Genomic DNA, 13,381 nt, shown 5'->3' with positions numbered 1-13,381 from the left:
GGGATCATGCATCGTCCGGCCCGTCAGAATTAGGACGATTTGCCGAGGAGTACACCGTGAAAATGACAGAACGGCAAAACAATCCGACGGAAAAGCGGCGTGGTCGTGAAATGCAATTTATGGTACAGTGGTAACAGCTGGAACCATTGGGGGAGATGGGATTATGAACAAGGTCGTTATCGCTTTGGTCGGAGGTTTCGGAGGCATCGCACCCAGTCTGGTCGACAAGGCGCAGGCGCTCTACAGCGGCGATGTGGAGAAATGGCTGACGACGACGGCAAACCCTTGGATCTCAGTTGCCTGCGCGCTTGCCGCCATCGTCGTCTTCTTCATTATCGGCGGCGCTATCGCCCTGATCTATCGCGAACAGCAGTTGCAGAAGGCGCTTCTTCTTGGCATCGGCGCACCGGCCCTCATCATGGCCGCCGCACAGGGGAGTGCAGCCAACCCGAGGCCGATCGAGGTCAGCTCGGCCGCCAGCCTGTTCGGCATCGTCGGCGTCGCCCATGCTCAGGATGGCACTCGCTCGCTGCCACCGCGGGTCGAGTTGAAGGTCAATCCCGGCTGGACGCAGGGCGAATGCCAGACCTGCGATATCAAGTTCCTGGGTGGAGACGGCCAGATCATATCAAGCGAGCCGCTCTCCAGCAGCCAGGCGCCCGGCGCAGTTAACGTGCCGCTTGGCACGGAAACGATCCTGCTGTCCGGCGCCAACGCCAATACCGCCACGGTCAACGTCAGGGACCTCGGCGCCAGGCTGCCGCAGACGCAAGGCTCGGTCACCCTCGACGTCAACGTCAACCGCAGCTACTGGAACGATCTCAGCCGGTCATTCGGCGCAAAGGCCGTGCAGCCTTACGATTTCAGCGTCGACGTTGCCAAATGAGGCATCCGGTCGCTATTGGCGCCGGCTTTGGCCAGTTGGCGTACCGCCAGCACCGGTCGCATCTCCTTATGGAAAAAGCGGAAATAGGAGGAAATCTGCGCCCGCGCATTCGAATTCACGTCGAACTGGATGCCGACGCGGCCATTATGCTTCCAGCGGATGATGCCTTCGAGCAGCCCGAGGTTTTCGGCCTCGATGCGCACCTGGCTGCCGGAGGCGGCATGGAGCGGCCCCTTCATCTCCAGGGCGGCACCGGTCAGCGATAGGTCGAGGATGCGGGCATCCACCTGGCTGTTCAGATATTTGACATGGCCGAAAATGCGGCAGTTTTTCCGATCATACTTCCGGGCGGTTATTTTCAAGTTGCGGGTCATACTGTCTCCCTTGATATAGCGGGGGAGCATAGCGTCGGAAAATTGAAATGGTTTTAGGGGCTTGGCTAAAATTGCAGTGAAACAATCAATTGGCCGCAGTGGCCCTGCTTCCGACCACATGCTCGCGCCAGACCGTAAAAATCCCGGCGGCAACCACGATGATCGAACCGATGATCGTGTTGAGACTGAGCGTTTCGTCATAGACCGCCATGCCGATGACCGAGGCGTAGACAAGTGACAGATAGGTCAGCGGCTGGACGGCGGCGGCATCGAGAACATCATAGGCGCGGATCAGGAAATAATGGCTGGAAATGCTGGTGACGCAGACGAGCGCCATCCAGCCCCAGTCGCCCGACGACATCCAGCTCCAGTAGAACGGTCCGACCAGCGTCATCGTGACGCCGCCGACGACGCCGGTATAGAAGAAGCTGGTCATCGATGAATCGTCGCGGCTGACCAGACGGGTGGCGATGACGTAGAAGGCGAAGTTGAAGCAGGAAATGACGGCGAGAAGCAGCTTCACGTCGAAAAATTCGCCTTCCGGCTTCAGGATCAGCAGCACCCCGAAAAGTCCGGCGCCGATCGCTGCCCACCGCCGCCACCCGACCCGCTCGCCGAGGATCGGCATCGCCAGCAGCGCGATCAGGATCGGCGTCGCGGAAAAGATCGCCTGTGAACGGGCAAGGCCGATCATCGCAAAGCAGGTGATGGCCAGAACCACCTGGACGGCAAGCAGCACGCCGCGGGTCACCTGCAGGAGAGGGCGTTTGGTGCGGGCCGTCGCCTTGATGCCGCCGCGCATCTTCGAGGCGAGGATGATCGTGAAAAGCGCAAAGGCCCAGTAGCGGATCATCGTCACGAAGATTGGCGGATAGGCCGTCGCCAGATGTTTCGAGATGGCATCTTGCAGGGAGAAGATGGTGATCGCCAGCAGCGCGAAAATATAGCCTTGGGTCTTCGATGTCATGATTTGCCATTACTGTGTAATTTCACCCTTAAATCGAAATCGATTTAAGGGTGAAATTACACAGAAGTCTAAGGTGTTACAGCGTCCTCTGCGCGTCTGAAAAGACGCGCGGCGCTGTAGTGGGGAAACGCGTGCGCGCGACGAAAGTCTGGGCAGGCTTTCGGCAAAGATGCAAGGCCTCAAAGGCCGACATTCGGCTTGTCGATGATTTCTCTGAGCGCGAAGCTGGAATTGATCTTGACGACGTGGGGCAGGGCCGACAGCCAGTCGCGGTGGATCCGCTCATAGTCCTCGAGGTCGCGGGCGGCGACGCGCAAGATATAGTCGTATTCGCCCGACATCAGGTAACAGACGAGCACGTTCGGGCAGAGCTTCACTGCGGCCTCGAATTCCGCCAGCGTCTTGGCGAACTGGCCGGAGAGCGAGATATGCACGATGGCGATCATCTTGTAGTCGAGCGCCTTGTGTGAAAGCCGCGCATGGTAGCCGCCGATGACGCCGCTTCTTTCCAAGATGTCGAGCCGGCGCGAACAGGCCGAAGGCGACAATCCGATCCTTTCGGCAAGCCCGGCATTGGTGATGCGAGCATTGGCCTGCAATGCCCGGAGAATCGCAAGATCGATGGTATCGAGATCGGCCATTCGAAGAACCTTCGAAGAAAAATAGGAGCAGCGCAATAATCGCCGAAAAATCGCGTCTTCGCAAATCGTCTTTGCAAGGACATTTCACTGTCTTGATGGTTGGATTCCTCATCTGAAAAAATCCGCGGCCGCGGAGATAAAATGAGAGGAACGCGCATGCGTGTCGGTTGCCCGAAGGAAATCAAGAATCATGAATATCGCGTCGGCCTGACGCCGGCTTCGGTGCGCGAATACGTTGCCCACGGCCACGAGGTCTGGGTGGAGACCAAAGCGGGCATCGGTATCGGCGCTGATGATGCCGCCTATGCCGCGGCTGGCGCCAGGATCGCCGCCTCCGCCAAGGATATCTTCGAAAAGTGCGACATGATCGTCAAGGTGAAGGAGCCGCAGCCCGCCGAATGGGCGCAGCTCCGTGACGGCCAGCTTCTCTACACCTATCTGCACCTGGCGCCGGATCCCGAACAGACCAAAGGCCTCATCGCCTCCGGCGTCACCGCGATCGCCTATGAGACGGTGACCGACGAACGCGGTGGCCTGCCGTTGCTGGCGCCGATGTCGGAGGTCGCCGGACGCCTGTCGATCCAGGCAGGAGCGACCGCCCTGCAGAAGGCCAATGGCGGCCTCGGCGTCCTGCTCGGCGGCGTGCCCGGCGTGCTGCCGGCCAAGGTCGCGGTCATCGGCGGCGGCGTCGTCGGCCTGCATGCGGCCAGGATGGCTGCCGGCCTTGGCGCCGATGTCAGCATCCTCGACAAGTCGCTGCCGCGCCTGCGCCAGCTCGACGATATCTTCGCAGGCCGCATCCACACGCGTTATTCCAGCATCCAGGCGCTGGAGGAGGAAGTCTTCTCGGCCGATCTCATTATCGGCGCCGTACTGATCCCCGGCGCTGCCGCTCCGAAGCTCGTCACCCGCGAAATGCTGTCCGGCATGAAGAAGGGCTCCGTCATCGTCGACGTCGCCATCGACCAGGGCGGCTGCTTCGAGACCTCGCATGCGACGACCCATTCCGATCCGACCTATGAAGTCGACGGCGTCGTGCATTATTGCGTCGCCAACATGCCGGGCGCCGTGCCGGTCACCTCGGCGCACGCGCTGAACAATGCCACCTTGGTTCATGGACTGGCGCTTGCCGATCGCGGCCTGCGCGCTATTGCCGAAGACAAGCATCTGAGGAACGGCCTCAACGTCCACAAGGGCCGCATCACCAGCAAACCGGTCGCCGACGCGCTGGGCTACGAGGCCTTCGCGCCTGAAAGCGTGCTGAACGTAGCGTGAGTTACCTGACTATAGGTCAGATAGAGGCGCCGGTCTCCGCAAGGCCCGGCGCCTTTACCTTGTCGATCCGGCATTGGAAGCAGTTGTTGCGCGCGGAACGCACATGCACATAGGCGATATCAGATCGTCCCAGCAGCTCCTCGCCATAGGCTGGAATGTCGCCAATAGCAGTCACCGCGCCGGTGCCGTAGACGATGCGGTCATTTTCGTTATAGCCGCGGACGATGAAGTCACGGCTCGTCGTCAGCACCGGCGGCATGATCTCCTCGGCGGCATAGCGTGCACAAGGCTGCTTGTGCAGGAAGACCGGGCCGGTTTCGGCATAGGGCTGCAACTCGGGGAAGGGCCGGTAGGCGAAGACCAGCAACTCCTCGCCCGCATCGATATTTTCGAGGCAATGGCGGCAGGGATGACCGGGACCATCGGAAACGATCGTCTCGGGCAGCCTGTCATAGGCGTCGCGGCCGCCGTTCCAGAGGTATTCGGCGTCGGTCGTCGGCATGGCGACAAAACGAATGGCGGTCATGGCAAATCTCCTTTGTGATTGCCATGATTTGCACCTGGACGAACGCGCAAGCCACCCGTTTCTTGCCTGCATCTGGATATGAGATCGCCGAAAAGCGAAAAGCGGCGTATCTTCTGTCCGTACTTTGTAAGGCGAAAGGAGAAACCCTTGGCCGATGTCGATCTCGCGCTGCTGGCGCAACAGAATGTGGAAATACTGGAAGAGCTTAAGGCTCTGCGCAAGGAAGTGGCGGAACTGAAGGAACAGTCGGGCCGAACGCTCGATTTCGAGCGCCGCAACGACCCGCGCCGTCCGAACAGCCTGACGCGACGTTAACCAGCTCTGCCCACGTCAGGAAGGCATCCGTCAGCTTTTCCGTGCAATCTCCAGAAGCTCCTTGTCGCTGAGCGGCCGCACGATGCCGGTGCCGGTCGAAACCGGGGAGAAGCCGTACATCTGGTAGAGCTGCAGCGCACGCGGATGGTCGAGATTGTTGGTGGTGGTGGTAACTCGTTTGGGATTGAGCGACCAGATAGCATAGAGCGCCTGCAGCAGGAACCATTTGCCGATGCCGAGACCGAGCGCATGTTCGATCAGGCCGAAATGGCTGAGCTCGATCATATCCTCGTCTTCGCAGAAATATTCGTAGAAGCCGGCGGGCGCGCCGTTAACATAGAGAACGCTGATATTGTTGCGCTTGTCGTTCAGCGTCTCGGCAAGCTGCTCGTCGCTCATGCGTAACCGGTCCACCCATTGCCAGCGCGCGCCCACCTGCCGGTAGAGATAGCGGTAGAAGGGCAATGGGATCTCGGGAGCGCGCATGATCGCCGTCTGGATGTTGACGGGCACCGGCATGCTCGCCTTCGGCGGCGCCGTCATTTCGAGCCGGGTGATGTGAGCTTTCAGCGAAGCGGGTGCCTTTCCCATGGCGATCAGACTTTGGCCTGCGTCGGCGGACCGGTGACGATGGGCGTATCGTCACGGCTGCCCCATTCGCTCCACGACCCGTCATAAAGCTTATTGTCGTTGTGGCCGAGCGATTCCAGCGCCAGCGTGATGATCGCGGCGGTGATTCCCGAGCCGCAGGAGGTGACGACAGGCTTTGAAAGATCGATACCGGCATCCTCGATCGTCTGCCTGAGTTCCGGCAGCGACTTGAAACGGCCCTGGCTGGCGAAGACGCCGGAGGGCAGGTTGCGGGCGCCAGGCATATGGCCGGAGCGCATGCCGGCACGCGGCTCGGGTTCGACGGCGGCGAAGCGGCCGGCGCTGCGGGCATCGGCGATCTGCATCGCGCCACTGGAGACGATATCGCGCATCGTATCGAACGTCACCACGCGGCTCTCGTCGAAGTCAGGCGTGAAGGTCGCCGGCGCAGGATTGGGCGCTTCGGTTTCAAGCGGACGGCCCTCGGCCTTCCAGCCGTCGAGACCGCCATCGAGCACGAAGACATTTTTCGCGCCCATCACCCGGAACAGCCACCAGACGCGCGGCGAGGCGAACAGGCCCATGCCGTCATAGACGACGATCCGATCATTCTCGCTGATGCCGAGCCGGCCGACTTCGGCGGCGAAATAATCGGGCGAGGGGATCGTGTGCGGCAGCGACGTTGAATGGTCGGCGATCTTGTCTTGGTCGAAGCGGATAGCGCCGGGAATATGGCCGGCTGCATATTCGGCATCGGCATCGCGCTTCTGCGCCGGCAGATAGAAGGAAGCGTCCAGCACGCGCAGGTCAGCTTTGCCGAGCTCGGACTGCAGCCAGTCGGCCGAAACGACGAAACGGCTCTTGGTCTCACTCATTATGGTCTCCCTTGATGGTCAGGCTTCGTCGCCGGGCGTGCCGAAGCGGATGCGGAAGCGCCGGTTCTCTTTGCCCTTCTTCTCGATTTTGGCGATATGGATCCGGCCGACTTCCTGAGTCTCGGAGACATGTGTGCCGCCGCAGGGTTGGCTGTCAATCGAGGAGTTCTTGCCGATGCAGACGAGGCTGACGCGCCCGAGCCCCATCGGCGGGCGCACGTTCTTCGATTTGACGATATCGGGGTTGGCCACAAGCTCTTCGTCGGTGATCCATTGCAGAGTGACCGGATGGTTCTGCTCGACCAGTTCCATCAGCTTGGCCGTCACCTCGTCCTTGTCGATCGTCTCGATCATGTCGAAGTCGACGCGGCTTTCCTCCTCGCCGACCGCAGCCCCGGTGATCGGATAGGAGCAGACGACGGAAAGCAGGTGGCAGGCCGTGTGCATGCGCATCAGCCTGTAGCGGCGCGGCCAGTCGACATGCAGCACCAGCGTCTCTCCGACCACAGGCCGTGGCTCACCTTCGAGTGGCACATGGATGATGACATCCTTGCTTGGACCATGCTTCGTCTGGCCGAGCGCGATCTTGGTGCCGTCGGCGCGTTCGAGCAGCCCGGTGTCACCAGGCTGGCCACCTGATGTCGCATAGAAGCAGGTCTGGTCCAGTTCGATGCCCCCGTCTTCGTGAACGGCGGTGACGACCGCCTCGCATGTCGAGAGATAGAAGTCGTCACGATAGAGGGCATTGACGGGCATGGGGTCTCACACGGGCTCGTAGGGAACGTGGATATCGGGCGACTTGGCCATCCAGCCCGGAACGGGCAGTCCCTTCGACGTCAGGAAATCCGGGTTGAAGAGTTTTGACTGATAGCGGTTGCCGTAATCGCAGAGGATCGTCACCACCGTGTGACCAGGTCCGAGATCCCGGGCGAGGTTGACCGCGCCGGCAATGTTGATCGCCGTCGATCCGCCGAGGCAGAGGCCCTCGTTCTCGACGAGGTCGAAGAGATAAGGAAGCGCTTCGGCATCGGGGATCCGATAGGCATAGTCAGGCGTGAAGCCCTCGAGATTAGCGGTGATGCGGCCCTGGCCAATGCCCTCGGTGATCGAGGATCCCTCGGATTTCAGCGCGCCGTTCTGGTAGAATTCATAGAGTGCGGCGCCGTCGGGATCGGCGATGCCGATCTTGACGTCTGCCTTGAAAGCCTTGAGGCCGGCAGCGACACCTGCGAGCGTGCCGCCGGAGCCGACCGAGCAGATGAAGCCGTCGACTTTGCCGTCGGTGTCTTGCCATATTTCTTTTGCCGTCGTTTCGACATGCGCCTGGCGGTTGGCGACGTTGTCGAACTGGTTTGCCCAGATCGCCCCGTTCGGCTCGGTCTTCGCCAGCTGTTCTGCCAGCCGCCCGGACACCTTCACGTAGTTGTTCGGGTTCTTGTAGGGAACGGCGGGCACTTCGACGAGTTCGGCTCCCAGCAGCTTCAGCGCGTCTTTCTTTTCCTGGCTCTGCGTTTCCGGAATGACGATGACGGTGCGATAACCGAGCGCCTTGGCGACCAGCGTCAATCCGATGCCGGTATTGCCGGCCGTGCCCTCGACGATGACGCCGCCCGGACGAAGCAACCCCTTCCGCTCTGCGTCGCGGATGATGTAGAGCGCGGCGCGATCCTTGACCGACTGGCCGGGGTTCAGGAACTCCGCCTTGCCGAGAATGGTGCAGCCGGTCGCCTCTGAGGCGCCCTTGAGTTTGATCAGGGGCGTGTTGCCGATGGCGTCGAGGACGGAGGGGTGGAAGGTCATGGAATCTGCCTCTATTCGAACTCTTACTTTAGGAACGGTCTTTTCCCTTCACAAGGCTGAGTTGGCAAGAAATGCTATTCCACGCCTCTGTCGGACACGATAAAATTTGCTTTCCTTTCCCTGAAATGACGCATGGCCCGCAATCCCGCCGTGTGAGGGGTGATCCGAAGATTGACTTTCCCCGTACGGATGACGACAAAGCGAAAACGGAACGCGGCAACAGGGCGTGACCGAAACCGACATGGTTCACGAGCAGATCGACACGATCGATGCATTGATGGCGCATTATGTTGCCGGCTCCTTGCCCGAGCCGGCGCGTGTGCTGGTTCAGTCTCATCTCGAAATGAAACCGGACAATCGCAGCCTGGTGAACAGCCTCGAGCTGCTGGCAGGCGAAGCTCTGGAAAACGCGCCTGAAGCCGCCATTGCCGATCGCGACGGGCGGCTTGCGGCAATCTTTTCCTCTGCCTCTCCCATCCCGGCGCCACGGACGGTCACGCGACCGGAAAACGCGCTGTTTCCGCAAGCGTTGCGCGCCCTCTTGGGTTTCGAGGCCGAGGATGTGCCCTGGCGCCGGCGGTTGCCCGGTTTTAAGGAATATTCGCTCGACATGGACGGCTGCGAGGTCAGCCTGATGTGGATCCGGCCTGGCCGCGCCTTGCCGGCGCACACCCATAAAGGCATGGAACTGATCCTCATTCTCGACGGCGCCTTCAACGATGAACGCGGCCGTTTCGGCCCCGGCGACATCTCCATTGCCGACGAGACGGTCGACCACCGGCCGGTCGCCGAAAAGGACAGGCCTTGCATCGCCTTTGCCGTCTCGGACGGACCGGTCAAGCTCACCGGATCCTTCCGCCAGATGATCGGCGACCTGATCGGCTGAAAGCAGCCACAATAGTGTGATAGAGCCGTAAATCCGGAGGGGTTGAGGAACTTCCGGACCTGTTTTCGCATTTGATCAGGCAGCCCGGAGGAACATGTCATGCGTGATTTCATTGCCCATCCCGAACATGGAATCGTCTGGATTTCGGGTGCGAGCTCGGGCATCGGCCGGGCGCTTGCACTGAGGCTCGCCGGCGAAGGATACAAGGTCGCCGTCACGGCCAGAAGCCACGAAAAGCTGGTCGAACTGCAAGCCGAAGCCAATGGCCTCTCGGGCGGTATCATTGTGCTCGACGGCGACGTCACCGATGCCGAGGACATGGAACATGTCATGGCCTCCATCGAATATGAGCACGGCACGCTCGCCATGGCGATCCTCAATGCCGGCGTCTACCTGCCCGTCCATGCCGAGGATTTGAACCGCACCGATTTCGAGAAGAGCTTTGCCGTCAACCTCTCCGGCGTCGTCAACTGTCTGCTGCCGGCGATCCGCCATATGAAGGCGAAGGGGCAGGGACAGATCGCCATCGTTTCCTCCGTCACCGGCTATGGCGGCCTGCCGACGGGAGCTGCCTATGGCGCCACCAAGGCGGCGCTGATCAATATGGCCGAAAGCCTGAAATTCGATCTCGATAAGATGGGCATCCGCATCCAGCTCGTCTGCCCGGGCTTTGTCGATACGCCGGCAACGAGGAAGAATGCCTTTCCGATGCCGTCGCTGGTATCCGTCGAGGAGGCCGCCCGGGAGATTGTCGCCGGGTTGAAATCGCAGGCCTTCGAGATCACGTTTCCGAAGCGCTTCACCACCATGCTGAAGCTCGCGCGCCTGCTCCCCTATAGCGTTTATTTCACGCTGGTGAACCGCGTGACCGGCTGGCGGGAGCGGCCGCCGTCGGCTGGTCGCCACCCGGTGACACCGCATGCGGCGGAATGATCAACGGTGCGAGAACACGACCTGGCGCACATCGATATTGCGGGCACGGAAGCCGGCCTCGCAATAGAACAGATAGAATTCCCAGAGCCGCTTGAAGCGCTCGTCGAAGCCCATCGGGCGGATGCGTTCCCAGACCGACCAGAAACGCTCGCGCCATTCGGCGAGCGTGCGGGCGTAGTCGAGCCCGAAGCCGAAATCCTTGACCAGCGACAGATCGACCTTGCCGGCAAGTTCGGCGAGATGATTGCGCGTCGGCAGCATGCCGCCGGGAAAGACGTATTTCTGGATGAAGTCGGGGTTGCTGCGATACTGGTCGAAGGATTCCGGCCGGATGGTGATGATCTGCAGCCCAGCCTTGCCGCCCGGCTTCAGACATTGCCGGAGCTTGGAGAAATAGGACGGCCAGTATTTTTCGCCGACCGCTTCGAACATCTCGATCGAGACGATTCGGTCGTAGAGCCCTGCTTCATCGCGGTAATCCTGGAAACGGAATTCCACGCGGTCATCGAGGCCGGCCTTGTGAATGCGCGCCTCGGCAAAGGCGAGCTGCTCACGGCTGATCGTCAGCCCCGTCACCTTGCAGTTCAGCTCGCTTGCGGCAAATTCGGCAAAACCGCCCCAGCCGCAGCCGATCTCCAGCACATGATCGCCAGCCCCGATGCCGGTCGCCTCGGCAAGCGCCCGGTATTTGGCGTTCTGGGCCGATTGCAGATCGTTGGCGCCGGTCGAATAAAGTGCTGAGGAATAGGTCATGCTCGGATCGAGCCATTCCCTGTAGAAATCGTTGCCAAGATCGTAATGGGCGGAAATGTTGCGCTTCGAGCCCGTTTTGGTATTGGCGTTCATCCAATGGCGGACGCGCTCGAAGAGACGGCTGACGCCGCCCTTGCCATGCGCATAGCTGTGCGCGGCCTCGCCGTTGACGAGGAAGAGTTCAAGGAAGGCGGTGATGTCGGGGCTGTCCCAATCGCCGTCCATATAGGTTTCGGCGACCCCGATCGTGCCGCTCGTCAGCGCCCGGTAGGCAAGGTTCCAATTGTTGAGGCTGAGCGCCGCCTTCGGCCCGGGCTGCTTGCCCTCGATCAGCAGCCTGCGGCCGTCGGGGAGGGTGACGGCAAGCGAACCGTGCTGCATGCGCAGAAGTCCGCGCAGCGCCAGCTTCGCCTTGAAGGGCAGCCCCTTTGCCAGACGGGATATGTTTTCCCCCGTCAGCGTCACCGCGTCACGGGCCAGCAGATTCCAGTCCTGCGCCTTGCTCATCTCTCCTCCTCCAGCATTTTTTGCCGGTTCGGGACGACGATACATCCGCGACGATGTACTCGGGCGGCCTCCGGCCATTGCATGAAAGGCTACCGCATAATTCCTGAAATCGGAACCGATTTGAGGATAAGATTTTGCAGCAGTTGAAAGTGCTGCAACATCGCTTTGCGCGTGTGAAAAACGCGCGTGCTGATATGTCATTCCGCCACGTGTGCAAGCGGGCGGGGCGGCCGGACGCCGACTTCAGGCAGAGGCGCCGGACGCCTGACGTGGCGTGAGCTTTCAGCCGCAATTCACGGGTTGATCGGCCGCCTGGAGCGATGGGCTGCGTTGAGAGCCTCGTTGTCGTCAAGGCGCAAATCCTTGCGAAACCAAAGGATAACCGGTTTTGCCGCGTCCCTTGCCAATGAAGCGTTCCCTGACTGTGTTCTTCAACCTGCTACGGATGTACGGAACGCCCGGATCAAAAATTTCATTGCAAAGGAAAAGCGTTCATCGCTGCCACGACATGGATAAGGCCGGCGTGAACCGGCCTTTTCCGGGAGCGGGGAACCGCCTGCTTAGTTGTCGTACTCGCGGCAGGCTTCGCTGATCGATGCGCCGCTCTGACCGCCGCGCGTGTCGACGCCGGACATCTGCCGAGGCATGCCGGGGCATTCCATCGTCTGCGGTCGGCCGATGCTCTGTGTCGTCGTCGGATCGACCGGCGAGACAGGTACCGGACGAATGCCGTTGTCACTATTGGTGTAATCGGACGAATAATTGCCGGAACTCGGGTCGGTCGAACCGCCATTCGTTGGCCCGATCGGATCGGGGTTCGATTGGGCAAAGGCCGACGACGCCATGCCGATGGCAAGCAGTGAAGCGGCAATGAGGGATTTAGTCATAGGATATCCTCCTTTGATTTTCATCTTGGATGACCCTCGAGTAACCGCCTGGTGGAATCATTGTTCCGAAATTTGCAAAAAAACTTAGCGGGCCCCTGCGGCTGTCCCGCGTGGTTATGCATAAACCTTAACGGTCGAAGCCGCTGGATCGACGCGCTCACCTGCCGTAGTTGCATGATGAAACGCTAAAAGCCCGCAGCATGAGGCCGCTATGTTCGTTTCCCCTCGCGAGGCCGCAGATCTCGGTCTTCAGATTGCGCTCTCACTCGCCTTGACGGCAAGCGGGATGGCGATCGCGTCCTCTGCACTGAGCGGCGAGAAGGGCCGTATCTCCGCGATTGACGTCAGCCGCCCCTCGCTCTGGACCGCCGCTCCCGTGCGCGTCGAGGTCACCACGCAGACCTACCTGCGTGCCGACGCTCCGGACGGGCTGGAACTCGCCGGCACCGAGGATGATCTGTGCCACGATCCGATCGGTCTCCGGCTCTCCTGCGACCAGATCACCACCACTGCCAGCACAGCCTTCTAGCCGGTGGCCTGTCTGGAGGCCGCAGACGGAGGGAAAGGGGCAGGCGGTTACTTCAGCGCGAAAGGCTGGCGGCCGATGCCTGAACAGGCAGGATCGTCGATGCTTTGATGTCCTTCAGCACAAACATCGTATGCATCTCTTTGATGCCGGGCAGACGGCGGATTACCGTCATGGCGAATTCGGCGTAGCTGTCGAGATCAGCCGCGACCACCTGCAGCAGGAAATCAGCCTCGCCGGCGATGGAATAGCAGGCGATGACCGCCTCCAGGTCACCAACCTCGCGCTCGAACCGCTCGGCTTCGTCATGCGAATGCGTGTCGATCTGGACACGCACGAAAGCCAGGACGCCGAGGCCGACGGCGCGGCGATCGACGACAGCCTGATAGCCGCGGATGACGCCTGCCTCTTCCAGCTTTTTTACCCTGCGCCAGCAAGGCGATGTCGACATTCCCACGCGTTCGGCAAGCTCCTGATTGGTGAGCCGCCCATCGCCCTGCAGCGCCTTCAATATGCGGATATCTCCCGGCTCGAATTCCATCATAGGTATGTCCTTTCGAGTTTTATCGATTAACGGGAAGATCTTACCTGATTTTGAAGCGAGACGTCAGGAATAGGCAGGACATTTCCCTGCCTTTC

Annotated in this window: 17 protein-coding genes and 1 pseudogene; 6 read left to right on the top strand and 12 right to left on the bottom strand. The window is 60.7% G+C overall.

Annotated elements, in window-relative coordinates:
• Window positions 1-163: 163 nt before the first annotated feature.
• Entirely contained in the window at window positions 164-886 is a 723-nt protein-coding gene (locus RWJ89_RS10030) for a hypothetical protein (protein ID WP_003538796.1), read from the top strand.
• Here RWJ89_RS10030 and RWJ89_RS10025 read toward each other — a convergent pair.
• From RWJ89_RS10025 to RWJ89_RS10015, 3 genes are all read right to left on the bottom strand, one after another.
• Window positions 856-1,260 carry a PilZ domain-containing protein gene (locus tag RWJ89_RS10025; protein WP_221946016.1) on the bottom strand — a complete coding sequence of 135 codons (405 nt, stop codon included), beginning with the start codon at window positions 1,258-1,260 and terminating at the stop codon, window positions 856-858. The two genes, RWJ89_RS10030 and RWJ89_RS10025, sit on opposite strands and share 31 nt — an antisense overlap.
• A gap of 85 nt (window positions 1,261-1,345) precedes the next feature.
• Window positions 1,346-2,227: a DMT family transporter gene (locus RWJ89_RS10020; protein ID WP_221998971.1), complete on the bottom strand. Its 882-nt coding sequence runs from the start codon at window positions 2,225-2,227 to the stop codon at window positions 1,346-1,348.
• A 179-nt stretch (window positions 2,228-2,406) separates the two neighbouring features.
• Complete coding sequence (locus RWJ89_RS10015; protein ID WP_221945853.1) at window positions 2,407-2,868, bottom strand: Lrp/AsnC family transcriptional regulator; 462 nt, start codon at window positions 2,866-2,868, stop codon at window positions 2,407-2,409.
• A 156-nt stretch (window positions 2,869-3,024) separates the two neighbouring features.
• On the opposite strand from RWJ89_RS10015, the gene ald reads away from it, so the two are divergent.
• Window positions 3,025-4,143, top strand: a complete 1,119-nt coding sequence (gene ald / locus RWJ89_RS10010) for an alanine dehydrogenase (protein WP_221946017.1) — start codon at window positions 3,025-3,027, stop codon at window positions 4,141-4,143.
• Between the two features lie 16 nt (window positions 4,144-4,159).
• On the opposite strand, the gene RWJ89_RS10005 is transcribed toward ald, so the two are convergent.
• On the bottom strand, window positions 4,160-4,669 hold the full coding sequence (locus tag RWJ89_RS10005; protein WP_168281670.1) for a DUF1203 domain-containing protein: 510 nt from the start codon (window positions 4,667-4,669) through the stop codon (window positions 4,160-4,162).
• Between the two features lie 78 nt (window positions 4,670-4,747).
• Between RWJ89_RS10005 and RWJ89_RS10000 the strand changes: the two genes are divergently transcribed.
• Window positions 4,748-4,984, top strand: coding sequence for a hypothetical protein (locus tag RWJ89_RS10000; RefSeq protein ID WP_168281672.1), 237 nt, complete (start codon window positions 4,748-4,750; stop codon window positions 4,982-4,984).
• 30 nt (window positions 4,985-5,014) lie between these two features.
• On the opposite strand, the gene RWJ89_RS09995 is transcribed toward RWJ89_RS10000, so the two are convergent.
• Genes RWJ89_RS09995 through RWJ89_RS09980 form a run of 4 tightly spaced genes read right to left on the bottom strand, consistent with a single transcriptional unit; the run spans window position 5,015 to window position 8,250 of the window.
• Window positions 5,015-5,575 (bottom strand): GNAT family N-acetyltransferase, encoded by a 561-nt coding sequence (locus tag RWJ89_RS09995; protein ID WP_012757173.1) that lies wholly within the window; start codon window positions 5,573-5,575, stop codon window positions 5,015-5,017.
• A gap of 5 nt (window positions 5,576-5,580) precedes the next feature.
• Window positions 5,581-6,450 carry a 3-mercaptopyruvate sulfurtransferase gene (sseA, locus tag RWJ89_RS09990; RefSeq protein ID WP_168281674.1) on the bottom strand — a complete coding sequence of 290 codons (870 nt, stop codon included), beginning with the start codon at window positions 6,448-6,450 and terminating at the stop codon, window positions 5,581-5,583.
• Window positions 6,451-6,468: 18 nt separating this feature from the next.
• Entirely contained in the window at window positions 6,469-7,206 is a 738-nt protein-coding gene (locus tag RWJ89_RS09985; protein ID WP_168281676.1) for an alanyl-tRNA editing protein, read from the bottom strand.
• 6 nt (window positions 7,207-7,212) lie between these two features.
• On the bottom strand, window positions 7,213-8,250 hold the full coding sequence (locus RWJ89_RS09980) for a cysteine synthase A (protein ID WP_168281678.1): 1,038 nt from the start codon (window positions 8,248-8,250) through the stop codon (window positions 7,213-7,215).
• 226 nt (window positions 8,251-8,476) lie between these two features.
• On the opposite strand from RWJ89_RS09980, the gene RWJ89_RS09975 reads away from it, so the two are divergent.
• A complete protein-coding gene (locus tag RWJ89_RS09975) occupies window positions 8,477-9,136 on the top strand; it encodes a ChrR family anti-sigma-E factor (protein WP_221945870.1) in 660 nt (219 codons plus the stop codon).
• Between the two features lie 99 nt (window positions 9,137-9,235).
• Window positions 9,236-10,069 carry an SDR family NAD(P)-dependent oxidoreductase gene (locus RWJ89_RS09970; protein WP_168281680.1) on the top strand — a complete coding sequence of 278 codons (834 nt, stop codon included), beginning with the start codon at window positions 9,236-9,238 and terminating at the stop codon, window positions 10,067-10,069.
• Here RWJ89_RS09970 and RWJ89_RS09965 read toward each other — a convergent pair whose 3' ends face one another.
• From RWJ89_RS09965 to RWJ89_RS09955, 3 genes and pseudogenes are all read right to left on the bottom strand, one after another.
• Complete coding sequence (locus RWJ89_RS09965; RefSeq protein ID WP_168281682.1) at window positions 10,070-11,329, bottom strand: SAM-dependent methyltransferase; 1,260 nt, start codon at window positions 11,327-11,329, stop codon at window positions 10,070-10,072.
• Window positions 11,330-11,625: 296 nt separating this feature from the next.
• Window positions 11,626-11,736 (bottom strand): annotated as a pseudogene (locus RWJ89_RS09960) (deoxyribodipyrimidine photo-lyase); the annotation flags it as partial.
• A gap of 153 nt (window positions 11,737-11,889) precedes the next feature.
• On the bottom strand, window positions 11,890-12,216 hold the full coding sequence (locus tag RWJ89_RS09955) for a hypothetical protein (RefSeq protein ID WP_131663842.1): 327 nt from the start codon (window positions 12,214-12,216) through the stop codon (window positions 11,890-11,892).
• Window positions 12,217-12,427: 211 nt separating this feature from the next.
• On the opposite strand from RWJ89_RS09955, the gene RWJ89_RS09950 reads away from it, so the two are divergent.
• Window positions 12,428-12,745: a hypothetical protein gene (locus RWJ89_RS09950; RefSeq protein ID WP_168281684.1), complete on the top strand. Its 318-nt coding sequence runs from the start codon at window positions 12,428-12,430 to the stop codon at window positions 12,743-12,745.
• 52 nt (window positions 12,746-12,797) lie between these two features.
• On the opposite strand, the gene RWJ89_RS09945 is transcribed toward RWJ89_RS09950, so the two are convergent.
• Window positions 12,798-13,283 carry an Lrp/AsnC family transcriptional regulator gene (locus RWJ89_RS09945; protein ID WP_168281953.1) on the bottom strand — a complete coding sequence of 162 codons (486 nt, stop codon included), beginning with the start codon at window positions 13,281-13,283 and terminating at the stop codon, window positions 12,798-12,800.
• Between the last annotated feature and the right edge of the window lie 98 nt (window positions 13,284-13,381).

This window comes from Rhizobium sp. 10PS4 (assembly GCF_032464805.1).
In the GTDB taxonomy this organism is placed as follows: domain Bacteria; phylum Pseudomonadota; class Alphaproteobacteria; order Rhizobiales; family Rhizobiaceae; genus Rhizobium; species Rhizobium laguerreae.
The sequence above is the reverse complement of the archived record's forward strand: the minus strand, read 5'-3'. Positions and strand labels throughout refer to the sequence as shown.